We start from the raw sequence: 24,401 nt of genomic DNA, 5'->3' as shown, positions 1-24,401 counted from the left end.
AGACACACCGTCTGGCCAGCCTGCCTCTTTGCCTCCCTTCCTGGCTACTTGCGAAGGTAGGCGGGCAGCATGTCAAACAGCGGTGTCGGCTCGCGGCGCAGCGCGCGGCGAACCGTGGTGCTGTCCAGCGCCGGCGCGCCGCCAGACAGGTTCAGGTAGGCCAGCTGCTGCATCCAGGCGATATCAACCTGGCCGTCAGGGCCGGGCCGGGAAAAGATCAGCTCCAGCATCCTCCTGGCCGGCTCGCTGCCCTGGTTTTGTGCCAGGCGGTAGAGGCGGATGGCCTCCACGAAATTGGCCGGCTGGCCTTCGCCGCGGTGGTTGCGTTGCGCCCGTGCAAAAGTGTCAGCGGCGGAGGCGGAACTGCGGGCGGGTGGCGTGACGCGCAGTCGTTCCGACAGCAGTGCCGCGTTGGCAGAAGCCGCTTCCGACCTGGGTGCGGCGGCGCGAAAATGCTCCAGCGCTTCCGCGGGCCGGTTGGCACTGATACTTTCGAAGCCCAGCTCTATCCGGGCATGCACGTTGCCGCCCCGCGCCGCGCTCAGCAGCAGTTGCCGGTCCGACGCGGGCTTCGCGGGGGCAGGTTCGCCGCGCAAGCCCGGTGTTGCCAGCTGCAGCGGCGACAGCCGTTCGTCAGCCAGCCACTGCAGGTACTGGGCGCGCGGCAGGTCCACCCGGCGCAGCAGCGTGATCCAGCGTTGCGCCGCCGCGGGGTTGGGTGCCGTGCGGCAGCCATCGATCTCGCACCAGGCCAGACCAGCGGCGGCCAGCGGCTCACCCAGCGCACGCGCGCGCTCAAACCACACGGCGGCTTCACTCGGGCTGGCTGTCACGCCGAGGCCGTGCAGGTACAGCAGGCCGAGCAGCCAGGCGGCGCGGGCCTGCTCTCGCGCGACGCGGCCCGGTTGCGGGTCCACCGACAGGGCCCGTGAGCGCAGGCGCGACACCTCCGCCTCCAGTGCCGAGGGCTGCTCCCTGGCCTGCAGCGGGGCAGGCGGCAATTGGGTGGCGCTGAGCGTCTCGGGCGTCGGGTCCGCCGCGCGCAGCGGTGCCGGTGGCGGCGGCGATCCGTCGAACGCCGGCTCCGGCTGGACGCTGCCGGCAGCCTGGACCGACCCCAGCCACAGGCAGCAACAGATGACACGGGAAATGAACCGCAGCATGGCCGGCTTCCTGCAGCGGACTAACGCGCGGCTGCAGGCGGCGCCGCGGCGGCGGCCGCCGGCGCAACTGCGCGCTTGGGCCCGACCTGCCACTGGACACCGGCAAAGGTATAGCCATCTGCCCCCAGGCTGCTGGCAAACGCCTTGTTGATTTCATCGAGGCTGGCCGTCTGCCGCAGCGGTGCCAGCGCCGGGGCCTGCAGGTACTGTGGCAGTTTTCCGGCCACGTCGGTATCGGTCGCAAAACAGCCCACGCGCTCGGTGCCTGCGCTGGTTGAATCCATGATGAAGCCGGGCGTGGGGCTCATCCAGTCCGGGATGCGGATCGCCTGGTTGGCGCTCAGCAAGGCGTTCGGATTTGTGGCATTGGGCAGCAGGCGCATCACCTTGCCGCCCGCCTCATGCAGGAAGCAGTACATGTAGGACGCGCGTGACAGGCTCGCCGACAGGAAGACCTGTTCGCCCACCTCGAAGGCGGAACGCCCCACCAGCACGTTTTCGATCTGCAGGCTGATCCTTCGCGGGGGTGCCGCGCTGCCATAGGCGGCGGGGCCGTAGGGGCTCGTGCCGCCCGGGCGCTGGTAGTCTGCCGCGTTGGCCGTTGGCGCCTCGCTGGTGGAGGACCAGCCGATCTGCACAAGTTTTCCGTCCTTGCCCAGCGAGACGAAATGGCGCAGGGCGCGCTCGTAGGTGGGGAAATCCACTCGCCCGGACACCACCATGCCGGTATCGGCCTGAAAGCGCCCCAGTGCCGTGCGGAACTCCGGGCTGTTCTCATCGAGCTGCGTCCCGTTGTTTCCCAGATAGCCATGGCTGATGAGCGAGCGCTGCACCAGCTTGTTGTGCAGCAACGGCGAACCCTGGTCGTACCAGTCGCGCAGTTGCCGCTGGAAGTCGGGGTGGGTCTGCTCCAGGGTCAGGCACTGCCAGTACGGCACACGCGCCCATTTGCCGACCAGTTCGATGGTGGCGAGCTCCACCAGCGTCCGGATGGCCGCACCGGCCCCCTGCGCATAGTCGCGGCCCACATTGAACTGCACGCCATAGCTGCCGATCCGGCCGGCCAGGTCCAGGCCCTGTCCGCCGGAAGCGATGATGACTTCGTTGGCCGAGTCGAGCCCGGGGATCAGGGTGCGCGAACGGAAGTCGCCGATGTGCAGCTCCAGCCCGATGATGGTGGCGTTGCGGTTCTTGCTGTAGCCGGTGTCCAGCCGCGACGCCGCGGTGCCCACTTCGAAACGGTTGTTGATCACATTCTGGTCGACAAACGCGATCGCGCCGGAGAAATAGAGGGCAGGGCGCTGCAGCTGGATCTGGTTGTTGTTGAGCAGGATGGTGGTCAGGTTCTGCACCGTGTCCTGGCGGGCAATGTCAACCTCATAGTCGACGTAACGGAAGGCATTGCTGAGCCGGGACATCTGCGAGAGGGCCGTGATGATCATGTCTTTCGTGGCTACAGGCACGCGGGTCGAGAAATCGGGGATCTGCTTGCTGGTGATCAGCGTGGTGGAGATCTCCGCCTCGCGGAACAGGTAGTCCATGCACATCAGCGATTCGGAGAAGCTCGAGACCGATCGCACCGGCCGCACCACGGGCCGGTTGGTCGCGCTGGCATAGGACTGGAATTTTGCATCGTCGCGCGGATCGGCCGGCGTCGCGCAGCCGGCCAGCAGGACGGCCCCCGCAAGGCCCAGCATGGTGGCCAGTGAAGTGAAGCGTGACCTGACAGGCGCAAGCCGGATGGATGGTTTCATGTTGTTCTCCTCACGACGACGGATATGAAAATTTTCTGAGATGACGGCCTGAAGACACGCTTGGTCTGCCCCGCGGCAAAGGTCACGGTTACTTGCAGATGTTCACGAGATCGCCCTTGAGCACCACGATCTGCTGGTTGCTGGAAAGACCGTTTTGCCGGGCGCCGGGCGCGGCACTGGCCACCGTCGTGCTGCCAACTTCCTGGATGCAGGTTTTCTTGAATCCGTCGGAACTGGCCGAGCGGGTCGCGTCTTCCTCGGTCTTGATGCCGTTGGTCTGGTCGGAATTGGCCTTGGCCTCGTAGCGCGCGACCTTGGCCTTCATCCATGCCGGCATGTTGTTCATGGACTCCAGCGGCGAGCTGGGACGTGCGCCGCCGATCGGGGCCATTTGCACCGAGATGCGCTTGGTGAGAATCACCGGGTCCTCGCCGGGCGCATTCTGTGCCCACGCCGAGCCCACCAGAAACAGGGCGGCCATGGTGGCTGCGCCCACTACCTGCGATGACGTTTTCATGACGGAATCTCCTCGCGTTAAAGGGAAGGAAAGTGCCGGATCAAACACCGCCCGATCCGGCACGCCCCGCCAGGGCCTTCACGCCGCAGAAGCCGTTGCACCAGCCAGGGCTGGCAGCGGATTCGGCGCCGAAAGAGGCCCTGGAACGGCGCTCTCAGTGCTCGTTGTGGCCGCCGCCGTGACCGGAGCCGGTCGTGGTGCAGGCGAAGCAGGCATTGTTCGAAGCAATGTTCTGCACCGCTGTCGCATCGCGGCCGGTCGCGCTGTTGAGCACATAGCTGTTAGCCAGCAGCGTGGCCTGCAGCGAGTTGCCCTTGACAGTGACGTCACCGACGTTGGACGACAGGTTCTGCTGGGCCACCGTGTCGGCGTTGGCGGTGTTGCCCACATAGCTGCCGCGTGCCCCGACGATCTGCAGCGAGTTGCCGCTGATCGTCACATTACCGGCATTGCTGGCCAGGTTTTGCTGGGCCAGAGCATCACTGCCGTTGGCGGTGTTGACGACGCCGGTGGTTGACAGCACCGCGACCTGGGCCGAGTTGCCGCTGATCGTGATTTCGCTGGCAGGGGTCGGGCCGGTAGCCATCGCGGCGGTAGCAACGGCGGACAAGGCGAGGAGTACAAGTTTTTTCATGACAGTTTCCTTAAAAAAGTGACTTAAGACCTTCTGGCCACCAGGGAATCCGGTGGCCAGCCACAGTGACTTCGCGGCGGAGAACAGCTTTTCCGGAGGGAATCGGCGGGTCTTTTGGCGTTGTCGAGGTGGAGTTTGGGTACGGCGCAGGTTTACGCCAATAACCAGTCGTAAGTACTTCAATCAGGGGAGAGAAAGCCCCCCCTTGATCAGCAGTCCATGCGATGACGCTGACCAAATAAGGAGACAACGCTATCAATTTGTGAGATGCTTGGGCAAAACGAAATAGTTAGTAACAAGTTGTATCCAAGGAAACACGCAGCAATAAACATCAATTGAGTCACCTATTTGGGACCTAATTACTTCGTTGTGTCAAAAAAATCACGGATGCTCGATGTTTCTGCCTCGTGCACCACGTGACTTGATGTAACGAATCAACCGGGTTTCGGCACGATTTTGGAAGGGTCAGGCAGGCAAGTACGCAAGGATATTCAGGGAAGCCACGGGGTCGGTGTCATCGGCCTCTAACCGGGATTCTTTTGACATGGGTCATCCCTCGGCAGGTCTCCGTTCCCCACACTTGCACCGGTTTCACGGAAGAGTAGGTAAAAAACAGTACAGGGAAGCTATGCAAAACATCATCCAGACCGCGGCTGCGTTGCAGCCCCCGCCCCGCGATATTCGCGGAATTCAGCCAGGCCTGCAGGCAGCACACGAGGGCCCACCCTCCCTGTGGCCCAACTTCCTCAACGGCCAGCCCGGGCAACCGGTGCGGGTCCTGCTGATCGATGACGATCCCCACATCCGCAAGGTGATCTCGCAGGAATTGCTGGGTGACCTGCGCACCGACGTGGTGGGAGAGGCCAGCAGCATGCGCGAGGGCCGGCGCCTGATTTCGCAGCTTGAGTTCGACGTGATGCTGGTGGACCTCAATCTGGGCGACGGCACCGGGTTCGACCTGATCGACCACATGAAAACCGTCAGGCCCATGGCCGAGGCGGTGGTGATCTCCGCCCTGGAAGACGAGGATCACGCCTTGCGCGCTTTCACAATGGGTGCCACAGGCTACTTCGTCAAGAACTCCTGGTTCGGCAACTTTCCCGAAGCCGTGCTGCAGGTGGCCAATGGCGGCGCCTCCATCACGCCCCACCTCGCGCGGCGGCTGCTGCACAAGCTGCAAAATGGCCAGGACCCCGAGCATTCCTCCAACGGAACGAGCAACAAGAGGCTGTCTGATCGCGAGAAGGAAGTGTTGAAAATGGTGGCAGCGGGCTACACCAGCAACGAAATTGGCGCGCGGCTTGCCGTCAGTTGCCAGACGGTCAACTCCCACATCAAGAACATCTACCGCAAGCTGCATGTGCGCAGCCGGGCCCAGGCGGTCAGTTATGCGGCGCATCGCGGACTGTTCTAGGGGACCATCATGTCCTTACGCACAGTCCCCGATGGCCTGGTCCCCCGGCACACCAAGCGTGTGCGTCGGACCGCGTCGCCGGCGCGGCCCGGACCCTCAAACCCTGGCCACTTGCAACGCGGTTTTTTCAGCGCCGCCCTTGCCGGGGCTTTGCGGCTGGCACTGCTGCTATGGCTGACCCACTTCCTGGTCAGCATCGGGTTGGGTTTCAAGGCCGGGGGGCCGAATGCGGCCTACGTTGCACTGCTGGCGGCTCAGTTCCTGATCCTCAGTGCAGCCAGTTTCCTGCTCACCGTGGTGCACGTGGCCAGCGCCGGAATTTACTGGATCCTCGGGGTGCAAGCCGTAGCGGGAGCGACGGCGCTGTATTACAACGGCAACGCCGGCGGAGCAGAGGTGCCTGTGTCCTGGATGGTACTGAACCTGCTCTCGGCCATGCTGCTGACCGTCGCCATGGCAGCCTGCGTCTACCTGCCACGCAGCGCCCCGGGCTGGGTGGCCCTGGCGGGCAGCATGCTGGGCCTGGGCATCTGCATCCGGCAGGTGACACTGGCAGACACCACCGACGACAGCGCCATCCTTTTCAGGCACTTTTATGTGCTGCTCCTGCTGGTGGTCTGGCAGTGGGTGACGCGGCGCGTGCGACTGAGAGGTCTGAGCGCGGGTGACTCTCCCTGGACCGGGAGCAGTCACGAGACGGAGGCAACCGCTTCCGCCATTCTCCATGAGCGCCACCGCATTGCGCGCGACCTGCATGATGGGGTCGCCTCCCAGATTGTCAGCATCCTGTCGTCGCTGGACCACCGCACGCCTGAACAGCAGGCCCTGGGCCTGGCGCTCGAACAATGCCTGCTGGACATCAAACTGACGGTGGACGGCATCGAGTCGGAAGACCAGAACATCGTCGAAGCGCTGGGCTCCCTGCGCCACAGGGTGCAACGCCCCTTGGACAAGCTGGGCATCCAGATGGTCTGGGACGTCGAGATATGCAGCGCCCTGGAGACCGTTCACGGCGAGGAGGCACGGCAGGTTCTTCGCATCGCGCAGGAGTGTCTGTCCAATGTCATGCGCCATGCAAAGGCCTCCAGGGTTATCGTGTCCTGCCGCTACGCAGCGGACATGGGCTGCATGGAGTTCGAGGTGCGGGACAACGGCGTGGGCATCGCGCACAACATGGTGCCGGAAGCGCTCGGCAAGGGCCTGGAGAACATGCGCCAGCGCGCCCGGCTGATGGGCGGCGAACTGACGATCGCAAGCAAGTTCGGCGGCGGTACCCGCGTACAGCTGACCTTGCCGCTGGATCCAGAACTCTGCGCCGTGCCGGCAGGGCCTGCCGACGTCTAGGAGCCTGTCGGACTTGGGAATCGTCGGCTGCAAATCGACCGCAGCGGTTCATTTTTTACCGTCTTTCACCGTCTTTTTGTCCCATAGCTTGGTTATGGGCCTGCAAATCCGGCAAAAACTGTCCTCCCTGGGGCCGATTTTCGCTTTCGACGCCCCAAGCCCGACAGGCTCCCAGGAACCCGGCCACGCTGCCAGGCTAGGGCTTTCCGCTGTGGGACAATGCCGACCCTTGACGCCGTGGTTTGAGGCCCAGCCCCTCGCCCGGCGCCAGCCCGTCCCCCATTCACAGCCAACGACGAATCCTCCTCTACATGCAAAAAATCATTCGCCAGATCGCGGCGGAAATCAAGGTCCAGGAACACCAGGTCAAGACCGCCGTCGAGCTGCTCGATGGCGGCGCCACCGTGCCGTTTATCGCCCGTTACCGCAAGGAAGTCACCGGTGGTCTCGACGACATCCAGCTGCGCGAACTCGAGTTTCGTCTCGGCTATTTGCGCGAGCTGCAAGAGCGGCGCGAATCGGTGCTGAAAAGCATTGAAGAGCAGGGCAAGCTGACGCCCGAACTGGCCGCCGCGATTGCCGCGGCACCAACCAAGCAAGAGCTCGAAGACCTGTACCTGCCCTTCAAGCAAAAACGCCGCACCAAGGGCCAGATCGCGCGCGAAGCAGGCATCGAACCGCTGGCCGACAAGCTGTTTGCCGATCCGGCGCTCGTGCCGGCGGACGAGGCGGTGGCGTTCGTGAAAGCCGAAAAAAGCGAAAACGGCGACGACTTCACCACCGTGCAGGCCGTGCTCGACGGCGTGCGCGACATTCTGTCCGAGCGTTGGGCCGAAGACGCCGCGCTGCTGCAGTCGCTGCGCCAGTGGCTCTGGAACGAAGGCCTGCTCTCTTCCAAGCTGGTGACCGGCAAGGACGAAAACAACGCGGACAACAGCAAGTTCCGCGACTACTTCGACTACGACGAGCCGATTGGCCGCGTGCCTTCACACCGGGCGCTGGCGGTGTTCCGCGGCCGCGGGCTGGAAATCCTGGACGCCAAGCTCGTGCTGCCGGTGCCCCCGGAAGCCGGCCAGCCCAGCATCGCCGAAGGAAAAATTGCCGTGCACCTGGGCTGGAGCCACAAGGGCAGGGCGGCCGACGACCTGCTGCGCAAATGTGTGGCCTGGACCTGGCGCGTCAAGCTCAGCCTGTCCATCGAACGCGATCTGTTCAGCCGCCTGCGCGAGGAAGCCGAGAAGGTCGCCATCAAGGTGTTTGCCGACAACCTGCGCGACCTGCTGCTGGCCGCGCCTGCCGGCCCGCGCGTGGTGATGGGCCTGGACCCCGGCATACGCACCGGCGTCAAGGTCGCGGTGGTTGATGCCACCGGCAAGCTGGTTGAAACATCGACGGTCTACCCGCACGAGCCGCGCAAGGACTGGGACGGCTCGCTGCACACCCTGGCCAAACTCTGCGAAAAACACGGCGTCAACCTGATCGCCATTGGCAACGGCACCGCCAGCCGCGAAACCGACAAGCTGGCCGCCGACCTCATCAAGGGCATGGCCAAGCTTGAACAGGTCATCGAAAAAGTCGTGGTCAGCGAAGCCGGGGCCTCGGTCTATTCGGCCAGCGAATTCGCTTCGCAGGAAATGCCCGACGTAGACGTCAGCCTGCGCGGTGCCGCCAGCATTGCGCGCCGCCTGCAGGACCCGCTGGCCGAACTGGTCAAGATCGACCCCAAGTCGATTGGCGTGGGCCAGTACCAGCACGACGTGAACCAGAGCGACCTGATGCGCAGCCTGGACACCGTGGTGGAAGACTGCGTGAACAGCGTGGGCGTGGACCTGAACACCGCCAGCGTGCCGCTGCTGGCACGTGTCTCGGGCCTGAGCAACACCGTGGCCAAGGCGGTGGTGCGCTGGCGCGACGCCAACGGTGCCTTTGCCAGCCGCGCCGATTTGCTCAAGGTCACCGGCCTCGGTGCCAAGACCTTCGAGCAGAGCGCCGGTTTTTTGCGCCTGCGCTCCGGCAGCAACCCGCTGGACATGACGGGCGTGCACCCCGAAACCTACCCGGTGGTCGAAAAAATCATGGCGCACACCGGCAAGCCGGTGGCCGAACTGATGGGCCGCGCCGAGATGCTCAAGACGCTCAAGCCCGAGCTGTTTGCCAACGAGCAGTTCGGCGTCATCACCGTGAAGGACATCATCGCCGAGCTGGAGAAACCGGGCCGCGACCCGCGCCCCGATTTCAAGGTGGCACGCTTCAATGATGGCGTCGAAGACATCAAGGACCTGAAGGAAGGCATGACGCTGGAAGGCACGGTCAGCAACGTGGCGGCCTTCGGCGCCTTCATCGACATCGGCGTGCACCAGGACGGCCTGGTCCATGTGAGCCAGCTGTCCAACAAGTTCGTGACCGACGCGCGCGAGGTGGTCAAGACCGGCGACATCGTGAAAGTGCGCGTGACCGAGGTGGATGTGGCGCGCAAACGCATCGGGCTGACCATGAAGCTGGACGCCGCACCGGCGCGCCAAGGCAGGGAAGGAGGCCCGCGCGACAACCGCTTTGAGAGCGCACGGCCGGGGCAGGGGCAGAGCCGCGGCGGCAACTATGGTGGCGGGCAGGGCAGGGCACCGCAGCCGGCTGCCTCCACCGCCATGGAATCGGCCTTCAGCAAGCTGGCCGCCCTGAAGAAATAACGTTCGTCGCGCAGAAGGCTGCAGGGCGCCGGGTTTTGATGTCAAATTGGCATCTAGCCCAATCAACACGGGCGCAAGCTGCTACCAAAACAATAGCGTACAAAATCTTTCATGCGAGCCCTCCGCCTTTACGCCGGCCCCCAGGCCCGACGCCACATCGAACAGCACGGCCTGCGTCCGCAGGACGTGCGTGTGGTGCCGGGCGCGGCGGGCGGGCCCAAGGGCCTGGTGCTCGGGCCGCTGGACCGCTTCATCTTCGGCGACTGGCTGGCGGGCAGCAGTCAGCCCGTGCATCTGGTCGGCGCATCGATAGGCGCCTGGCGCATGGCGACCGCCTGCCTGGACGAGCCGGTGGCGGCCTTCCAGCGCCTGGAAGACGACTACATCCGCCAGCACTTTGATTGGCAGCCCGGCCAGAAGCGGCCCAGCGCACAACACGTCAGCGCGCAGTTCGGCCAGAGCCTGCAGGACTTTTACGGCGGCCGCGTGCAGCAGGTGCTGCAGCACCCGCGTTACCGCCTGCACATCGTCACCTCGCGCGGGCGCCACCTGCTGGGGCGTGAACACAGGCTGCGCACGCCTCTGGGCTACCTTGGCGCGTTCCTGACCAACACCGTGCACCGCAAGGCCATGGGCGCCTGGCTGGAGCGCGTGGTGTTTTCCAGCCAGGGCGCGCCTTTGCCCTTTGCCACCAGCGACTACCGCACGCGCCAGCTGGCACTGACCGAGGCCAACTTCAACCCCGCGCTGCAGGCCAGCTGCTCGATTCCCTTCATGCTCCAGGCCGTGCACAACATTCCCGGCGCGCCCCCCGGCGCCTACTGGGACGGCGGCATCACCGACTACCACCTGCACCTCAACTATGCTTCTGATTTGATAGCTGCTGGCGCAGGCGGGACGGGGGCTGAAGGCCGAAATGACTCCAAACTTCCGGGCCTGGTGCTGTACCCGCACTTCCAGAAAGCCGTGGTGCCCGGCTGGCTCGACAAAGGCCTGAAATGGCGCCACGGCGCCACACACTTCCTCGACAACATGCTGCTGCTGGCGCCCGACCCGGCCTGGGTCCAGACCCTGCCCAACCACAAGCTGCCCGACCGCAACGACTTTCTGCGCTACGGCGCCGACCTGCCCGGACGCATCAAGGCCTGGAGCACGGCGGTGGCGGCAAGCCGGCAACTGGCCGATGAGTTTCAGGGGTGGCTGGCGAAGCCGGATGTGGGGCGGGTGGAGGTGCTTTGACAAGCGCGTTGATATCCCGAAATAGCAACCGGGTGGTGTTCAATATCAAGGGCAATGATTACCGCCTGGTGGTGGCGGTGGCCTACCGATTTGCGGCCCTATACATCAAGTTTGTTGGCACCCATGCGCAATACGATGCCATCGACGCCGCCACCGTGGAGAACCAGCCATGAAAAAGAATGTCTATCCCATTCACCCGATTCGCACAGAGGCCGATTACCATGCCGCGCTGAAATTGGTGGCGCCATATTTTGACAACGAACCCGAGGTCGACGGCGATGCCGGCGCGCACTTTGAAGCCATGCTCACCTTGATCGAGGCCTACGAAGCCAAGCACTACCCGATAGATCCCCCCGATCCCGTGGAAGCCATCAAATTCCGCATGGAGCAGCAAGGCCTCAAACCCAAAGACCTGGAGCCCATGATCGGACAGCGCAACCGGGTTTATGAAGTGCTCAACGGCAAAAGAAAACTAACCATGGCCATGGTGTGGAAGCTGCACATCGGGCTGGGGATTCCGGCTGAGAGTTTGATTCGGCAGCCTGCTGAGGGTTGATGTACTTACGAACTAGCTTCGCGGAGGTTTGATCGCAAATAGAAGTTGCGAAACTTCACCTATGAGAAGTTCTTTGTCTTTAAGTCCTAGAGACCGTCGGATATCAAGGCAGAACCGCGTAAATGCCAAAATCTCCGATTCCGTTTCCAGCGACGCTCCGGCTGCCCAAAAAGAGGCCAATTTTCGAACTACCGACTCTTCTCCGAAGATGCATATCCGCGCCTTAGCGTGCGTAAGACGAGCAAGTTGCTCAATTTCTTGTTCTTTCTTCCCTAAGCGCTGCGCGGCTACAACGAGCGATACGGCCTCCAAAAAATCGACATAAGCTTGATTGCGTGAATCCAGGAGCTGCTTTGACTCGTTGTTCTGCTTCGCGAGGTAGTTTTGAAGAAATGCACCAACTACAACCCCCAGAATTGAAAGCAGAGCAACGACAGCAGATGACATGGGTAGGTCTCAATTAGCGGTTAAGTCACTGTACTACCAGCAAAGCAAAAATCTGTCGCTTAAAGCGAATCCCCCAACATCTCCGCATACTCCTCGGCCGTCGCAATCCGCGGATTCGTCTTGTGGCAGTGGTCGGCCATCGCGCCCAAGATGATTTGATCGAACTGTTCGCGCTGCACGCCCATCTCGGCCAGGCCCTTGGGCAGGCCCAGTCGGGCGTTCATGTCCTTGATCGCTTCGGGAATGTCGCTGCCTGAAGCCAGGCCCATGGCTTGCGCCATGCGGTTCAGCCGGTTTTCTTTCTGGATCGACTCGGCACTCGCGTTGAAGCGCACGACCGCCGGCAAAAACATGGCGTTCAGCGTGCCGTGGTGCAGGCGCGGATCGACGCCGCCCAGGCTGTGGCTCAGGCTGTGCACGCAGCCCAGGCCTTTCTGGAAGGCCATCGCGCCCTGCATGGAGGCGCTCATCATGTTGAGCCGGGCTTCGCGGTCGCTGCCGTCCTTGGTGGCGCGCTCGATGTGGGCCCAACCGCGCTGCAGGCCGTCCATGCCGATGCCGTCGGCTGGCGGGTTGAAGGCAGGCGCCATGAAGGTTTCCATGCAGTGCGCAATCGCGTCCATGCCGGTGGCCGCCGTCAGTTTGGGCGGCAGGCCCAGTGTCAGTTCGGGGTCGCAGATCGCGGTTTTGGGCACCAGGTGCCAAGAGTGGAAGCCGACCTTGCGGTGGTCGTCCAGGATGATGATGGCGCCGCGCGCCACCTCGCTGCCGGTGCCGCTGGTGGTGGGCACGGCAATCAGCGGTACCGCGCGGTCGGTGATCTTGAGCGAGCCGCCCTCGATGGTGGCGTAAGTCTTGAGCGGGCCTTCATGGGTGGCCGCAATCGCCACGCCCTTGGCGCAGTCGATTGCCGAGCCGCCGCCGACGGCGATCAGACCGTCGCAGCCCTGGGCCTTGTACATGGCGACTGCGGCGCGCACGGCGGCTTCGGTCGGGTTGGAGGGCGTCTGGTCGAACACGGCCACGGTCATGCCGGGCAGGGCGTCGAGCGCTTTTTGCAGTACGCCGGCCGCCTTGACCCCGGCGTCGGTGATGACCAGCGGCTTGCTGATGCCCACACGTTCACATTCCTGCTTGAGGAGCTTGACCGCGCCGTACTCGAACTGGATCTGGGTGACGTAGTAAATGAAGGCCATGGTTTGCTGTCTTTCGGCGTTGTACGATGCAGGGCGGTTGGCGTATTTCTGCCCCAACCTGAATACGCTACTTTACCGGCTGGAGACTTTCTTGACTTGCATGCAGACCCGGATGATGGTCACTTTGGCGATAGCGGGCGCCCAGCCGATGTTTCTGGCTTCCCGGTAAATGCGGGGACAGGCTGCACACGCCCTGCTGACGCCCGCCATGCGCGACGTGATCAGCCGCATGGGGCGGGCAGGACACCCGGCGTTTCACACGCTGACGGCCACCCAGGCCCGCGCGGCCTACGCAGCCGGCGCCGGCGTGCTGGAAATTCCCAAACCGGCACTGGTGCGTATCGAAGACTTCAGCATCCCGGCGCGCGACGGCCATGCCTTGCCGGCCCGGCTGTACGCGCCTTCGGCCGAGGCGTTGCCGGTGCTGCTGTATTTCCACGGCGGCGGGTTCACCATAGGCAGCATCGCAACACATGACATCCTGTGCCGCCAGCTCAGCCACCTGGCGGGCTGCGCCGTGGTGTCGGTGGACTACCGGCTCGCCCCCGAGCACAAGTTTCCGACGGCTGCCCATGACGCGGAGGATGCGCTGCAGTGGTTGGCAACCCACGCGAACAAGCTTGGGCTGGACAGTGAGCGGCTGGCCGTGGGCGGCGACAGCGCTGGCGGCACGCTGGCCGCAATGTGTGCGGTCCTGGCCCGTGACGCCGGTTTGCCGCTGACCCTGCAGTTGCTGTTTTACCCCGGCTGCTCGGCGCACCAGGACACGCCCTCGCACCGCCAGTTTGCACGCGGCTTTGTGCTCGAGGAGCGCGAGATCAACTGGTTTTTCAGCCGTTATGTGCGCAGCCCGGCCGACCGCGACGACTGGCGTTTCGCGCCCCTGAATGCGCCCGATGTGGACGGCGTGGCGCCGGCGTGGGTGGGCCTGGCCGAATGCGACCCGCTGGTCGACGAAGGCGTGATGTACGCCGACAAACTGAGAATGGCCGGCGTGGCGGTCGACCTGGAAATCTACCGCGGCGTCACCCACGAGTTCATCAAGATGGGGCGCATCCTTCCCGAGGCGCGGCAAGCCCATGCCGATGCGGCCGGTGCCTTGCGCCGTGCATTTTTGAAAGAGACCGACTCATGAAACGACAGGACTTCCGATTTTTTCACCGCCTGCGTGTGCGCTGGGCCGAAGTGGACATGCAGAAAATTGTCTTCAACGCGCACTACCTGATGTACTTCGACACCGCGGTCACCGACTACTGGCGCGCGCTGGCCCTGCCGTATGAACAGGCCATGCAGCAGCTGGGCGGCGAGTTGTATGTCAAGAAAGCCACCATCGAATTCCATGCCTCGGCGCGCTGCGACGATCAGCTCGACGTCGCCATGAAATGCTCGCGCATCGGCACCTCGTCCATGGTGTTCACCGGCGCCATCTTCCGCGGCGAGCAGTTGCTGATCACCAGCGAGTTGATCTACGTGTTTGCCGACCCGGTGACGCAAACCTCCCGGCCGGTGCCCGACGGCTTGCGCCGCATGTTGACCGCCTACGAAGCCGGCGAGCCCATGGTCACGCTCAAGCTGGGCTCCTGGGCCGAACTCGGCACCCATGCGGGGGCCATCCGCTCCGAAGTGTTCATAGAAGAGCAGGGCATTCCGCTGGAGATGGAATGGGACGAAGCCGACCAGAGCGCCGTGCATGCCGTGGCCTACAACGGCCTGGGCCAACCGGTGGCCACGGGCCGGCTGCTGCAGCACGCCCCCGGCACCGGAAAAATCGGGCGCATGGCCGTGAGCCGGGTGCTCCGGGGCACCCGCCTGGGACGCGACCTGCTGCACGCCCTGATGGCCCAGGCCCGCCAACGCGGCGACACCGAGGTGCTGCTGCACGCCCAGCGCAGCGCCGAGGGTTTTTACAGCCGGCTGGGTTTCACCCCGCGCGGCGAGCCGTTCGATGAGGTGGCCATTGCCCACATCGAGATGTTTCGCCAACTCTGAGGCCTGCGCGTGGGCCGGTGACAATACAAAGCAGGGGGCAAGGTACTTTCCCCTTCGCACCCCCCAAGCACGAAAACTGACGTTCCATGGCCAAGAAAAAGAGAGCTTCCACCGGCAAGCCGGCCGCCCTCACCGCGGGGGCCGACGTGCTGCTTTCCGCGGAACAGCCGTTGCCGCTCGGACAGGCGATCACATCTCCAGCAACCAGTGAGGTCCGGAGCGGCGCCGCGGTGGCCGTGTTGGCGGCCATGCTGTTTCTGGTGCCGGCCATCGGCGTTCCTTTTCAGGAAATGGTGCAGGACACCCTGAAATCGATGGTGGTTGCGCTGATGACCCTGGCCGCAGCGCTGCTGTTTTTCTGGCACCAGCGCAAGCGCCAACAGCCTTTGCGCTGGCATGTCCTGATGTGGTTTCCGCTGATCCTGATGGCTTATGCCCTCGGCAGCATGGCCTGGTCCCATACCTATCTGGCCGGCGTGGAGGCGATACGCTGGTTTGTTTTCAGCCTGCTGCTGTGGCTTGGGTTGAACACGTTTTCACCGGCTGCGCTGCCCTTGCTGGCCCGGGGCATCCACTGGGGAGCCGCCATGGCTTCGCTATGGACCGCATTGCAGTTCTGGGTGAATTTCAGCTATTTTCCGCAAGGCCCCAACCCCGCCTCGACCTTTGCCAACCGTAATTTTTTCGCGGAAATGGCGGTGTGCGCCATCCCGTTTTCCGTCTATCTTCTGGCCCAGTCGCAGCGCCTGTCGCAGATTGTCCTGATGGCCTTCAGCACGGGCTTTATCGTGGTCGCCCTGTTGATGACCGGCACCCGGTCGGCGCTCATCACCTTTTGGTTCATGCTTTTTATGGTCTTGCCGGCGATTGGTTTCATCTACCGTCGGCAGTTCAATTTTTCGCACTGGTCCCCGGTCTGGCGCGCGCTGGCACTCATGGTTCTGTTCGGCACGGTGGTCGGCCTCGGCCTGATCGACACCGGCAACCCAAACATTGCAGGCGAACAGAGCGGGAGCAACGCCCTGGAACGCAGCATCTACCGCAGTGCCTCGGTGGCCCATGAACTCAATAACGAGCAGGCGTTTGCAACGGGCTCTGTCTCGGTGCGACTGATCATGTGGAAAGCCACAGGGCGCATGATTGCCGACCGGCCTTTCAGCGGGGTCGGCGCGGGGGCGTGGGAAGTCGACTCCCCCCTCTACCAGACCGCAGCCTCGCCGCTGGAAACCGACTACTACGCACACAACGAAAGCCTTCAACTGATCGCCGAATACGGCCTTGTCGGCTGGATCACCCTGATGGGCTTGTTCGGCTACCTGCTGCTTTCGGCCTGGCATACCTTTCAGGACCGGAGATCCGGGGCCCCCTCCGAGGCTGGGGCACGCGCTATTTTGCTCACCAGTTTGCTGGCGCTGCTGCTGGTCAGCAACGCCGGTTTTCCATGGCGGCTGGCGTCGACGGGCGCCATTTTTGCCACGGGTCTGGCCCTGCTTGCCGCTTCCGATGCCCGGCGTGGTGCGTCCCGCTGGGGCTGGAGCCGCCCACTGCCCTGGCGGCCGGCATTTTCACGGGCAGGCTTTTTTGCCAGCATTTTTTGCCTGATGCTTGCCGGCTACATCAGCCAGCAGGCCGCCGTGAGTGAATACAAGATCATCACCGCCGTCAAACGGGCGCTCATGATCTCGCAGTCCGGCGATCCCACGAACCCGCGCTGGAACAAAAGCAAAAACGAGATGCTGGTTCTGATGGATGAGGGCACCAGGATCAACCCGCATTACCGCAAGATCACCCCCATGGTCGCGGACCATCTGGCGCGCTGGGGGGATTGGGACAACGCAATCTGGATCTGGGAGTCGGTGGTGGCGTCCAGGCCGCATGTGGTGGCGATGTTGTCCAATCTCGTGCGCGGCTATTCCCAGCTGGGCCAACACGCCAAGGCACTGGAGTTTCTGGAGCGCTGCAAGAAGCTGCAACCAGAGTCCCCGGCCGTGCGCGGGCTGGAGTTGCTGGTGCTGGCCCATGCCGGACGCGAACCGGAAGCCGCGAAGCTGGCGCGTCGCTACCTGGACGAAGGCTTCTACGACTACAACCTCGTCAATGTCGCGGTGAGCCTGGGCCTGCGCACGCAGGACTACGACCTTGCCATCAACGGATTGACTCTGCGCAACCAAGGCTGGCCGGAGGGGCAGGTGGAGGCGTTGCTGGAGCTGGGACGGATCTACGCCGAACACAAGAAGAACGACGCCCTGGCGCTGGAGGCCTACCGCGCAGCGCTGGCGGCCAGCCCCGACGCGACCAAAGAAAAGGAAGCGACCCGGCAGAAAATTCCGGCGGCGTACCTGACACGGCTTTAAGCCGCTGCGCTCCAGTGCAGGCGAAAAGCCGCTTGCGCGGGCGCATCGGCCAGACCACCGGGCCGCAGGTGAGTCTGTTCCTGGATCAGCACGTCGTGGCAATGGTTGTCATTGCGGCTGCTGCCGCGGCTTACCACCAGCAAGGTGCTGCTGCGCGTGCCGTAGGCATGCTCGGGAAATTCGACAAACACACTCGACAGCGCGCGCTCCAGGGCCAGCGGCACCCCCGTGCGCGGCAACTGCTCGTCGCCGGGGCGCTGCCTGTCCTGCAGGGCCGACCAGAGTCCGGCCTGCAGGTCTTCCTGGCTGTCGGAATCCAGCGCTTGGCGCAGCGCTGTTTTCAATGCGCGGGTTTTGGGCCAGGGCGTGTCCAGCGCGCCATTGGACAGGCCGTAAACACCGGGCTTGAGGGCGCGCGACTGCCAGCCCTCAACCGGCCTGCCGTTGGCGTCGGACTGGTTGGTGAGCCAATGCCAGGCCGACGACCGAAAATCACCGAGCACGAGGTTAAAGGCGCCATACAGGGCGCTGTCTGTCTGCGCCATGAACTGGCTGGCATCCATCCCGCCTTCGAGCCAGCGCATGACCAGCTCACCGCGGGACCGTTCGCCGGCGACCGGGTGCGGCTCGCGCACATTGGTCAGCATCGCCATCCGCCCGCCGGGGTTCAGGCCCAGCCAGGTGCCGCCGGCGCGCAGGTCGCGCCCGGAGATCACTTCCTTGCCCGCATCGGTGTGCCAGCGCGCCAGCGGCGCCGTGGGGCGGTTCATGAATTCATCGCGGTTGGCGGCTACCACCAGCGGCCAGCGCGGCGAAGCGCCAATGGCAAAGGCGATCAGGCACATCGCAGGGCGTCAGATATCTTCAAGCAGGGGGTAGGGCAGGGGCAGCAGCGCTAGGGCGGGACCGGCGGCACTGCCCAGGGTCAGCCGGCCGCCATCGGCATCGGCCGCAGCGGCGGTCTGCAGGGACACGATCAGATCAAAACCTGCCGCCGGGTGCGGGGCACAGGCCGCGACCAGGCCGCAAGGTTGTTCCGCGTCGGCGGCATGAAACACCTCCTGGCCCACCTGCGGCGTGCCGTCGGTGTGCGCCAGGTAAGCGCGGCGCTTGAGCGTGCCGCGAAACTGGCTGCGCGCCACGATTTCCTGGCCGGGGTAACAGCCTTTCTTGAAGCTCACGCCGCCGACCGACTCGTAGTTGAGCATCTGCGGCACCAAGGCTTCGAAAATCGGCTGCGTGATCATGGCGATGCCCGACTGCACGTCGAGCCAGTGCCAATGCGCCAGTGGCAACGCCGCGCCCGCAGGCGCCGGGGTGCCGGCCGGGGCGCACCACAGGCCGCGCGGCTGGCCGGCGCCGGGATACAGGAACACCAGACTTGCAGCATCCAAATCAAGCTTGGCCCAGGCAGGATGTACGCCGACAGCTATGGTTTCGATAGCATTACCAGCCAGACCGCAGAGGGTGTACTCCGCCGTGGCATCGCTCAACCTGGCTTTGGCACGCAGCACAAACATGGACAGGCGCTTGAGGGTGGCGGGCAGGATGTCGCGGCTGCAGACCAGCAGGATCTCGTCCTCGCTGCGTTTGAAAACAATGAAGCTGGCCTGCATGCGGCCCTTGGCATTGCAGAAAGCGGCCAGGCGCGCTGCGCTCAGACCCAGCAGCGCCACGTCCTGCGTCAGCTGGCCCTGAAGGAATTTGGCGGCCTCTTCGCCGGCAACACGGATCACACCCAGGTGCGTCAGTTCGGCAACGCCGGACGGCAGGGTGGTCAATGGCAGGGAAACAGGAGGGGAATCGGAAGGGAGGGTCAACATGGGCTGAATTATCATAGACCCATCGTTTTCCGGAAGGTAACAGGGTTGTGCGTCGTTTCTTGATGAGTTTGCTCGTGCTGGCGTTTCTCGCCGGTCTGGTGGTGTTTGGTGCCGTCGGCTGGTGGCTGCACGAACCCCTGACCCTGAAGCCGCAGCCCGGCAGCCTGGTGCTGGACCTGGAGATCGAGCCCGGCACCCCCGCCCAGCGCGTGGCCGGCGTCGTGGCCGCCAGCGGCGTCGATGTGCAGCCGGTGTTGCTGTATGCCTGGTTTCGCCTCTCGGGCCAGGCGCGCCAGATCAAGGCCGGCAGTTACGAGATCACGCCGGGCACCACGCCACGCAAGCTGCTGAGCATGCTGGTCCGCGGCGAGGAAAGCCTTAAAAGCGTGACCTTGGTCGAAGGCTGGAACTTCCGCCAGGTGCGTGCAGCCCTGCAAAAAGCCGAAGCCCTCAAACCCGACTCCCAAGGGCTGGGCGCGGAAGCCATCATGGCGCAGCTGGGCAAGCCCGGGGTGCATCCCGAGGGCCGGTTTTTCCCCGACACCTACACCTATGCCAAGGGCTCCAGCGACCTGGCGGTCCTCAAACGCGCAGCCCGCGCGATGGACAAACGCCTGGAAGCGGCCTGGGCCCTGCGCAGCGCGGACACGCCCCTGAAGACGCCCGACGAAGCCCTGATCCTGGCCAGCATTGTTGAAAAGGAAACCGGCAAACCCTCGGACCGCCCGGAGATCGGCGGGGTATTCAGCAACCGCCTGCGCATCGGCATGCTGCTGCAGACCGACCCGACCGTGATTTACGGCATGGGCGAGCAGTTCGACGGCAACCTGCGCAAGCGTGACCTGCAGGCCGACACACCGTACAACACCTACACCCGCGCCGGCCTGCCGCCCACGCCAATTGCCATGCCCGGCAAGGCGGCCCTGCTGGCCGCGGTGCAGCCGGCGCAAACCAAGGCCCTGTATTTTGTCGCGCGCGGCGACGGCACCAGCCACTTCAGCAGCACGCTGGACGAGCACAACCGTGCCGTCAACAAGTTTCAACGAAACAACTGATGACAGGCCTGTTCATCAGCTTCGAAGGCATAGACGGCGCGGGCAAATCCACGCACATCAGCGCGCTGGCCGAGGTCTTCAAGGCGCAGGGCAGGGCCGTGACCCTGAGCCGCGAACCGGGCGGCACGCCCCTGGCCGAGAAGCTGCGCGCCCTGATCCTCAACGATCCCATGGACGCGCTGACCGAAGCCCTGCTGATTTTTGCGGCCCGGCGCGACCACCTGACCACCGTGATTGCCCCGGCACTGGCACGCGGTGATGTGGTGCTGTGCGACCGGTTCACCGATGCGACCTTTGCCTACCAGGGCGGCGGGCGCGGCTTCGACCTCGACGTGCTATCAAAACTGGAGCTGTGGGCGCAGGATGCACGGGGGCTGGGGAATGGTTTTGTTCTTGAACTCGGCCAAAAGGAAGAAGTTGCAGCGATTGTCCAGCCCGACCTGACGGTCTGGTTCGACCTGCCGCCCGAAAAAGCCGCCCAGCGCCTGGCCGGCGCCCGCGTGCCGGACAAGTTCGAAGCCCAGCCGGTGGAGTTTTTCCGCCGTGTGGCCCAAGGCTACGCCGACCGCATGGCCGCCGACCCCGGACGTTTTGCCCGCATTGATGCCGACCGGACACGCGAGGCCGTGTGGCAATCGGTGCATCAGGTGTTCACCGGCAAGGGCTGGCTCTGATGACCAGCGATTCCGTCGCGCCCAGCCCACCGCTGGCCCCCTGGCTGCAGACCCAGCTGCAAACCCTGCTGGCCCAGCGCGGCCATGCCTGGCTGCTCAGCGGTCCGTCCGGACTGGGCCAGTTCGATCTGGCGCTGGCACTGGCACGGGCCTGGCTGTGCGAGCAGGCCACGGCGCAGGGCGCCTGCGGCGTGTGCGGCAGTTGCCATGCTGTCGATGTCCACACCCATGCCGACCTCTGCATGCTGATGCCCGAAACCCTTTCCTTGGGCCTCGGCTGGCCGCTGGACGAAAAAACCCAGGACGACCTGGACAGCAAGAAACGCAAGCCCAGCAAGGAAATCAAGGTTGACGCCGCGCGCGAGGCCGTCACGTTCACCCAGTTCACACGTTCGCGCGGCAGCACCAAGGTGGTGCTGGTCTACCCGGCCGAACGCATGAACGCGATCACCGCCAACACCCTGCTCAAGACGCTGGAAGAGCCGCCCGGCGCGGTGCAGTTCATCCTCGCCACCGAGGCCGCGCACCAGTTGCTGCCCACCATCCGCAGCCGCTGCCAGGGCCACACCATGCACTGGCCGGATTTTGACCAGGCGCTGGCCTGGCTGGCAGAACGGGCCGGACCGGAAGGCAAGGCCGGCAAATTGCCGGCCGCCGCCGACCTGCACACCCTGCTGGCCGCTGCCGGCGGCCGGCCCGCCGACGCGCTGGAACGCGCGCAGGCCGGACCCAGCAGCGCCATCGCCCAGCACTGGCAGGCCCTGCCCAAAGCCATGGCCCGGGGCGAGGTCGGGGCGCTCAGCGACTTCGGGCCGGCCCAGGCCGTCGATGCGCTGCAAAAGCTCTGCCACGACATGCTGGCCACCCGGGCCGGCGCCGAACCGCGGTTTTTTCGCCACGCCGACTTGCCGGTGCAGCCTGCCGGCAAACCCGGTGCGGCTGGCGCCGGCGCCGGCCCCGGCTTTGCCGCGCTGGGCGCCTGGGCCAAGGAGCTGGCAGCCACGGCGCGTACCGTGGAACACCCCTACAACCCCGGCCTGATGCTGGAGGCGCTGGTCAGCCGGGCGCAGCTGGCTCTCAATTCAAAATAAGCGCTGTTTCTTGCTGACAGCCCGGCGGTCAACCCGATAAACTAGGCGCATGAGTACAACGCCTCCTGCTGGTTCTCCCGGTGCTGCCGGTGCCACCGCCACCAGTTCCAGCGCCGCCCGGCCCAGCGTCATCCAGCTGGCGATCCGCGAAAAAGCCGCACTCTACGCCGCCTACATTCCGCTGTTCACCGAAGGCGGCGTTTTCATCCCCTCGGCGCGCGACTACAAGCTGGGCGACGACGTCTACGTGCTGATGACCCTGCCCGACGACACGCAGCGCTACCCGGTGGCGGGCAAGGTGGCCTGGGTCACCCCGGCGCGGGCTTCCGGCAACCGGACCCAGGGGGTGGGCGTGCGTTTTCCCAACGACGAAAAGTCCCGCCTGCTGAAGATCAAGATCGAGGAAATCCTCGGTGCCCACCTGGCCTCCGACCGTCCGACGCAGACGATCTAGTCCCTTGCAGGCCCTGCCTGGGCTGCTTCATTTTTGATAGCTGCCTGCGCCCGTCTGATATGGGCTACAGCCATTTTTCACATCCAACAAAGCCTTGCCGATGTTCACCGATTCCCATTGCCACCTGAGTTTTCCCGAGCTCCAGGCCCAGTTGCCGCAGATACGCGAAGCCATGGCGCAGGCCCAGGTGGACCGGGCGCTGTGCATCTGCACCACGCTCGAAGAGTTCGAGACCGTCCACACGCTGGCCACCAGCTACGACAACTTCTGGTGCAGCGTCGGCGTGCACCCCGACAACGAGGGGGTGACCGAGCCCAGCCTGGCCGACCTGGTGCAACGCGCCGCCTTGCCTAGGGTGGTGGCCATCGGCGAAACCGGGCTCGACTACTACCGCCTCGGCGAGCGCAGCATCGCCGACATGCACTGGCAGCGCGAACGCTTTCGCACCCACATCCGCGCCGCGCGCCAGACCCAAAAACCGCTGGTGATCCACACCCGCAGCGCCTCCGCCGACACGCTGGCCATCCTGAAGGAAGAGGGCGAAACCGCCGACGGAGCAGGGCGGGCCGGCGGGGTGTTCCACTGCTTCACTGAAACCGCCGAGGTGGCCCGGGCCGCGCTGGACCTGGGGTTTTACATCTCGTTTTCCGGCATCCTGACCTTCAAGAACGCCGCTGACCTGCGCGAAGTGGCCCGCTTTGTGCCGCTGGACCGCACCCTGATCGAAACCGACAGCCCTTACCTGGCGCCCATGCCTTACCGCGGCAAAACCAACAACCCGTCCTATGTTCCCTACGTGGCCAAACAGGTCGCCGAAATCCGGCAGATGCCGGTGGAAGCCATTGCCGAGGCCACCAGCCGCAACTTCGAGCGGCTATTTTCAGGAGTCATGGCATGAAAACATACCTCATCAATTACTTTAAAAAGACCGTCTATCTATATGTCATTACTGGATTTATTTCAGTCAGTGCAGGTTCGTATGAAGACTTTTTTGCAGCCATCAAGCAGGACAACCCGGGCGTCATCCGCCAGTTGCTGACCCGCGGTTTTGATGCCAACACCGTCGACCCCAAAGGCCAGCCTGGCCTGTACCTGGCGATCCAGGAGCCATCGCCCAAAGCCACCCAGGCCCTGCTGGACTGGCCCAAAACCAACGTCAACGCGCTCAACGCCAATGGCGAAAGCCCGCTGATGCTGGCCGCGATCAAGGGCCAGCTGGAAACAGTGGCCGCCTTGATCAAGCGAGATGCCGACGTCAACAAGACCGGCTGGACACCGCTGCATTACGCCGCCAGCAAGGGGCACCTGGCCATCATGAACCTGCTGCTGGAAAACCACGCCTACATTGATGCCGAATCGCCCAACGGCACCACACCGCTGATGATGGCTGCGCAATACGGCACCACGCCAGCCGTCAAACTGCTGCTGGACGCGGGCGCCGATCCCTTGCTGAAGAACCAGCAAGGCCTGACCGCCATCGACTTTGCGCGACGCGTCAGCCGCACTGAATCCATGGAGCTCATCGCGACAGCCGTGCGCAAGCGGCAAGCCACCGGCAAATGGTGAATCCAGGAAGGCGGTGAAACGGCAGCCGGACCGGGCAAGGGGTTCGGCCGGTTTTCAAGCCTGGTGCGGCTTGGCAGCGTTTTCTGCAGTTTTGATCTGCCTTGTATATGTTCCACGATGTATATTATGTTAAGCGCAGTAGCCCGGCTTTTAATACGTTTGCGTGACAAGGTATTAGCACAGCGATAACGTAAACCCAGATCCGAGTACGACGTAATCTTGCTTCTTTCTGCCCTTTTGACAGTTTCGGAGAAAAGTATGTGTGTTACGTTCCGAACGTTCATTCTTTGAAAATGTTCCCGAAATCACGATCAAGCTCTGGATCCACGAGATAAGTTAAACATCCTATTCGCCGCAGCTTTGGGCCTGGCTGATGGCTGACTGCAGTAGTTATGACCATCTCCAACGAAGTAACGTTGGCCAGCTAGTGCTTTAAAGCAGGTT

General features: G+C 64.0%; 22 protein-coding genes and 1 pseudogene. 15 read left to right on the top strand and 8 right to left on the bottom strand.

Going from position 1 to position 24,401, the window contains the following annotated elements:
• Nucleotides 1-44 precede the first annotated feature (44 nt).
• The 4 genes from B7G53_RS00885 to B7G53_RS00870 form a co-directional block, all read right to left on the bottom strand.
• Nucleotides 45-1,163 carry an SEL1-like repeat protein gene (locus B7G53_RS00885; protein WP_096662378.1) on the bottom strand — a complete coding sequence of 373 codons (1,119 nt, stop codon included), beginning with the start codon at nucleotides 1,161-1,163 and terminating at the stop codon, nucleotides 45-47.
• 20 nt (nucleotides 1,164-1,183) lie between these two features.
• Entirely contained in the window at nucleotides 1,184-2,917 is a 1,734-nt protein-coding gene (locus B7G53_RS00880) for a DUF4384 domain-containing protein (RefSeq protein ID WP_176491243.1), read from the bottom strand.
• Nucleotides 2,918-3,005: 88 nt separating this feature from the next.
• Entirely contained in the window at nucleotides 3,006-3,434 is a 429-nt protein-coding gene (locus B7G53_RS00875; RefSeq protein ID WP_096662377.1) for a hypothetical protein, read from the bottom strand.
• Nucleotides 3,435-3,588: 154 nt separating this feature from the next.
• Nucleotides 3,589-4,068 carry a hypothetical protein gene (locus tag B7G53_RS00870; RefSeq protein WP_096662376.1) on the bottom strand — a complete coding sequence of 160 codons (480 nt, stop codon included), beginning with the start codon at nucleotides 4,066-4,068 and terminating at the stop codon, nucleotides 3,589-3,591.
• Between the two features lie 628 nt (nucleotides 4,069-4,696).
• On the opposite strand from B7G53_RS00870, the gene B7G53_RS00865 reads away from it, so the two are divergent.
• From B7G53_RS00865 to B7G53_RS00840, 6 genes and pseudogenes are all read left to right on the top strand, one after another.
• On the top strand, nucleotides 4,697-5,482 hold the full coding sequence (locus tag B7G53_RS00865; protein ID WP_096662375.1) for a LuxR C-terminal-related transcriptional regulator: 786 nt from the start codon (nucleotides 4,697-4,699) through the stop codon (nucleotides 5,480-5,482).
• 9 nt (nucleotides 5,483-5,491) lie between these two features.
• Nucleotides 5,492-6,826, top strand: a complete 1,335-nt coding sequence (locus B7G53_RS00860; RefSeq protein ID WP_096662374.1) for a sensor histidine kinase — start codon at nucleotides 5,492-5,494, stop codon at nucleotides 6,824-6,826.
• Between the two features lie 311 nt (nucleotides 6,827-7,137).
• Complete coding sequence (locus B7G53_RS00855) at nucleotides 7,138-9,513, top strand: Tex family protein (RefSeq protein WP_096662373.1); 2,376 nt, start codon at nucleotides 7,138-7,140, stop codon at nucleotides 9,511-9,513.
• A 111-nt stretch (nucleotides 9,514-9,624) separates the two neighbouring features.
• A complete protein-coding gene (locus tag B7G53_RS00850; protein WP_096662372.1) occupies nucleotides 9,625-10,752 on the top strand; it encodes a patatin-like phospholipase family protein in 1,128 nt (375 codons plus the stop codon).
• A 23-nt stretch (nucleotides 10,753-10,775) separates the two neighbouring features.
• Nucleotides 10,776-10,925: pseudogene (locus tag B7G53_RS00845) on the top strand (type II toxin-antitoxin system HigB family toxin); the annotation flags it as partial.
• Entirely contained in the window at nucleotides 10,922-11,308 is a 387-nt protein-coding gene (locus B7G53_RS00840; protein ID WP_096662371.1) for a helix-turn-helix domain-containing protein, read from the top strand. The pseudogene B7G53_RS00845 and the gene B7G53_RS00840, both read left to right, overlap by 4 nt.
• Nucleotides 11,309-11,320: 12 nt before the next feature.
• On the opposite strand, the gene B7G53_RS00835 is transcribed toward B7G53_RS00840, so the two are convergent.
• Together B7G53_RS00835 and B7G53_RS00830 are read right to left on the bottom strand one after the other, a co-directional pair.
• A complete protein-coding gene (locus B7G53_RS00835) occupies nucleotides 11,321-11,755 on the bottom strand; it encodes a hypothetical protein (RefSeq protein WP_096662370.1) in 435 nt (144 codons plus the stop codon).
• Nucleotides 11,756-11,814: 59 nt separating this feature from the next.
• Nucleotides 11,815-12,951, bottom strand: a complete 1,137-nt coding sequence (locus B7G53_RS00830) for an iron-containing alcohol dehydrogenase (protein WP_096662369.1) — start codon at nucleotides 12,949-12,951, stop codon at nucleotides 11,815-11,817.
• 169 nt (nucleotides 12,952-13,120) lie between these two features.
• Between B7G53_RS00830 and B7G53_RS00825 the strand changes: the two genes are divergently transcribed.
• The 3 genes from B7G53_RS00825 (at nucleotide 13,121) to B7G53_RS00815 (ending at nucleotide 17,294) form a co-directional block, all read left to right on the top strand.
• Entirely contained in the window at nucleotides 13,121-14,086 is a 966-nt protein-coding gene (locus tag B7G53_RS00825; RefSeq protein ID WP_096662368.1) for an alpha/beta hydrolase, read from the top strand.
• Nucleotides 14,083-14,940 carry a YbgC/FadM family acyl-CoA thioesterase gene (locus tag B7G53_RS00820; RefSeq protein WP_096662367.1) on the top strand — a complete coding sequence of 286 codons (858 nt, stop codon included), beginning with the start codon at nucleotides 14,083-14,085 and terminating at the stop codon, nucleotides 14,938-14,940. Before B7G53_RS00825 ends, B7G53_RS00820 begins: the two co-directional genes overlap by 4 nt.
• 86 nt (nucleotides 14,941-15,026) lie before the next feature.
• Nucleotides 15,027-17,294 (top strand): O-antigen ligase family protein, encoded by a 2,268-nt coding sequence (locus B7G53_RS00815; protein WP_096662366.1) that lies wholly within the window; start codon nucleotides 15,027-15,029, stop codon nucleotides 17,292-17,294.
• On the opposite strand, the gene B7G53_RS00810 is transcribed toward B7G53_RS00815, so the two are convergent.
• Complete coding sequence (locus B7G53_RS00810; RefSeq protein WP_096662365.1) at nucleotides 17,291-18,139, bottom strand: NRDE family protein; 849 nt, start codon at nucleotides 18,137-18,139, stop codon at nucleotides 17,291-17,293. The genes B7G53_RS00815 and B7G53_RS00810 overlap by 4 nt on opposite strands.
• A gap of 9 nt (nucleotides 18,140-18,148) precedes the next feature.
• Entirely contained in the window at nucleotides 18,149-19,117 is a 969-nt protein-coding gene (gene ygfZ / locus B7G53_RS00805; protein ID WP_096662364.1) for a CAF17-like 4Fe-4S cluster assembly/insertion protein YgfZ, read from the bottom strand.
• Nucleotides 19,118-19,179: 62 nt separating this feature from the next.
• Here ygfZ and mltG point away from each other — a divergent pair, with 62 nt between their 5' ends.
• The 6 genes from mltG to B7G53_RS00775 all read left to right on the top strand — a co-directional run bounded on the left by mltG (nucleotide 19,180) and on the right by B7G53_RS00775 (nucleotide 23,957).
• Complete coding sequence (gene mltG / locus B7G53_RS00800; protein WP_096662363.1) at nucleotides 19,180-20,172, top strand: endolytic transglycosylase MltG; 993 nt, start codon at nucleotides 19,180-19,182, stop codon at nucleotides 20,170-20,172.
• Complete coding sequence (gene tmk / locus B7G53_RS00795; RefSeq protein ID WP_096662362.1) at nucleotides 20,172-20,846, top strand: dTMP kinase; 675 nt, start codon at nucleotides 20,172-20,174, stop codon at nucleotides 20,844-20,846. The genes mltG and tmk overlap by 1 nt, the downstream gene beginning before the upstream one ends.
• Nucleotides 20,846-21,937: a DNA polymerase III subunit delta' gene (locus tag B7G53_RS00790; RefSeq protein ID WP_096662361.1), complete on the top strand. Its 1,092-nt coding sequence runs from the start codon at nucleotides 20,846-20,848 to the stop codon at nucleotides 21,935-21,937. The genes tmk and B7G53_RS00790 overlap by 1 nt, the downstream gene beginning before the upstream one ends.
• 49 nt (nucleotides 21,938-21,986) lie before the next feature.
• Nucleotides 21,987-22,391, top strand: coding sequence for a PilZ domain-containing protein (locus tag B7G53_RS00785; protein WP_096662360.1), 405 nt, complete (start codon nucleotides 21,987-21,989; stop codon nucleotides 22,389-22,391).
• A gap of 100 nt (nucleotides 22,392-22,491) precedes the next feature.
• On the top strand, nucleotides 22,492-23,289 hold the full coding sequence (locus tag B7G53_RS00780) for a TatD family hydrolase (protein ID WP_096662359.1): 798 nt from the start codon (nucleotides 22,492-22,494) through the stop codon (nucleotides 23,287-23,289).
• Nucleotides 23,286-23,957 carry an ankyrin repeat domain-containing protein gene (locus B7G53_RS00775; protein ID WP_096662358.1) on the top strand — a complete coding sequence of 224 codons (672 nt, stop codon included), beginning with the start codon at nucleotides 23,286-23,288 and terminating at the stop codon, nucleotides 23,955-23,957. The genes B7G53_RS00780 and B7G53_RS00775 overlap by 4 nt, the downstream gene beginning before the upstream one ends.
• Nucleotides 23,958-24,401: the final 444 nt, after the last annotated feature.

Source organism: Polaromonas sp. AET17H-212 (assembly GCF_002379085.1).
In the GTDB taxonomy this organism is placed as follows: Bacteria; Pseudomonadota; Gammaproteobacteria; order Burkholderiales; family Burkholderiaceae_C; genus Polaromonas.
This window is presented reverse-complemented; position numbering and strand designations above follow the sequence as displayed.

What these genes read in the sequence shown, in the direction of transcription:
- B7G53_RS00780 (WP_096662359.1), top strand. Translation starts at nt 22,492, where the DNA reads ATGTTCACCGATTCCCATTGCCACCTGAGTTTTCCCGAGCTCCAGGCC.
- B7G53_RS00875 (WP_096662377.1), bottom strand. Translation starts at nt 3,434, where the DNA reads ATGAAAACGTCATCGCAGGTAGTGGGCGCAGCCACCATGGCCGCCCTG.
- B7G53_RS00885 (WP_096662378.1), bottom strand. Translation starts at nt 1,163, where the DNA reads ATGCTGCGGTTCATTTCCCGTGTCATCTGTTGCTGCCTGTGGCTGGGG.
- B7G53_RS00815 (WP_096662366.1), top strand. Translation starts at nt 15,027, where the DNA reads ATGGCCAAGAAAAAGAGAGCTTCCACCGGCAAGCCGGCCGCCCTCACC.
- B7G53_RS00865 (WP_096662375.1), top strand. Translation starts at nt 4,697, where the DNA reads ATGCAAAACATCATCCAGACCGCGGCTGCGTTGCAGCCCCCGCCCCGC.
- tmk (WP_096662362.1), top strand. Translation starts at nt 20,172, where the DNA reads ATGACAGGCCTGTTCATCAGCTTCGAAGGCATAGACGGCGCGGGCAAA.
- B7G53_RS00825 (WP_096662368.1), top strand. Translation starts at nt 13,121, where the DNA reads ATGCGGGGACAGGCTGCACACGCCCTGCTGACGCCCGCCATGCGCGAC.
- B7G53_RS00855 (WP_096662373.1), top strand. Translation starts at nt 7,138, where the DNA reads ATGCAAAAAATCATTCGCCAGATCGCGGCGGAAATCAAGGTCCAGGAA.
- B7G53_RS00870 (WP_096662376.1), bottom strand. Translation starts at nt 4,068, where the DNA reads ATGAAAAAACTTGTACTCCTCGCCTTGTCCGCCGTTGCTACCGCCGCG.
- B7G53_RS00810 (WP_096662365.1), bottom strand. Translation starts at nt 18,139, where the DNA reads ATGTGCCTGATCGCCTTTGCCATTGGCGCTTCGCCGCGCTGGCCGCTG.
- B7G53_RS00790 (WP_096662361.1), top strand. Translation starts at nt 20,846, where the DNA reads ATGACCAGCGATTCCGTCGCGCCCAGCCCACCGCTGGCCCCCTGGCTG.
- B7G53_RS00860 (WP_096662374.1), top strand. Translation starts at nt 5,492, where the DNA reads ATGTCCTTACGCACAGTCCCCGATGGCCTGGTCCCCCGGCACACCAAG.
- B7G53_RS00850 (WP_096662372.1), top strand. Translation starts at nt 9,625, where the DNA reads ATGCGAGCCCTCCGCCTTTACGCCGGCCCCCAGGCCCGACGCCACATC.
- mltG (WP_096662363.1), top strand. Translation starts at nt 19,180, where the DNA reads ATGAGTTTGCTCGTGCTGGCGTTTCTCGCCGGTCTGGTGGTGTTTGGT.
- B7G53_RS00880 (WP_176491243.1), bottom strand. Translation starts at nt 2,917, where the DNA reads ATGAAACCATCCATCCGGCTTGCGCCTGTCAGGTCACGCTTCACTTCA.
- B7G53_RS00835 (WP_096662370.1), bottom strand. Translation starts at nt 11,755, where the DNA reads ATGTCATCTGCTGTCGTTGCTCTGCTTTCAATTCTGGGGGTTGTAGTT.
- B7G53_RS00840 (WP_096662371.1), top strand. Translation starts at nt 10,922, where the DNA reads ATGAAAAAGAATGTCTATCCCATTCACCCGATTCGCACAGAGGCCGAT.
- B7G53_RS00775 (WP_096662358.1), top strand. Translation starts at nt 23,286, where the DNA reads ATGAAAACATACCTCATCAATTACTTTAAAAAGACCGTCTATCTATAT.
- B7G53_RS00820 (WP_096662367.1), top strand. Translation starts at nt 14,083, where the DNA reads ATGAAACGACAGGACTTCCGATTTTTTCACCGCCTGCGTGTGCGCTGG.
- ygfZ (WP_096662364.1), bottom strand. Translation starts at nt 19,117, where the DNA reads ATGTTGACCCTCCCTTCCGATTCCCCTCCTGTTTCCCTGCCATTGACC.
- B7G53_RS00830 (WP_096662369.1), bottom strand. Translation starts at nt 12,951, where the DNA reads ATGGCCTTCATTTACTACGTCACCCAGATCCAGTTCGAGTACGGCGCG.
- B7G53_RS00785 (WP_096662360.1), top strand. Translation starts at nt 21,987, where the DNA reads ATGAGTACAACGCCTCCTGCTGGTTCTCCCGGTGCTGCCGGTGCCACC.